The organism is uncultured Maribacter sp. (assembly GCF_947496775.1).
In the GTDB taxonomy this organism is placed as follows: Bacteria; Bacteroidota; Bacteroidia; order Flavobacteriales; family Flavobacteriaceae; genus Maribacter_B.
In genome coordinates this window covers 1-464 of record NZ_CANMDU010000057.1, presented here as the reverse complement: position 1 = coordinate 464, position 464 = coordinate 1, and the positions used below count along the sequence as shown (strand labels likewise).

The following is a 464-nucleotide window of genomic DNA, read 5'->3' as shown; positions in this document are numbered from 1 at the left end:
CCTTGGTATCTAAAAGGACAATCTGTTAAAGAACGTCCTTCAAACTTACGTACTTTTCCGTAAATATCATATTCTACTGCCCAAGTTTTTTCGCCTTTAGAGTTATACATTTCTACGGGTGTACCCAAGTAATCTGTAATAATACTGTAGGTTTCGTCTTTTGTAATTTTTGCGGCAGGTTTAAATGTACCTTCATCGAACACCCAAGTAATAAGGTTTTCTATGGGTTCTGGGGTGCTTTCTGTGAGTATGCCAAATTCATCTACAACGAGTTCGGGGCGTTGGTTTAGGTTGTATTTCCATTCGTGTAATGGTACATTACCATCCCAGAGGTACCTATGTATTTTTTTATTATATATTTTAGCAGTGCGTCTTCCTAGAGCATCATACTCAAAAGATATGGTTTTGTGGTTTGGTTGTGTAATGGCTTTTAACATTCCATTACCATACCACGTATAGGTGTA

1 protein-coding gene is annotated in these 464 nt (G+C 37.3%); it reads right to left on the bottom strand.

The window, feature by feature from the left end; genetic code table 11:
• Positions 1 to 464: RHS domain-containing protein (locus tag Q0856_RS18060; protein ID WP_298507235.1), on the bottom strand; the 464-nt coding region annotated here is incomplete at both ends.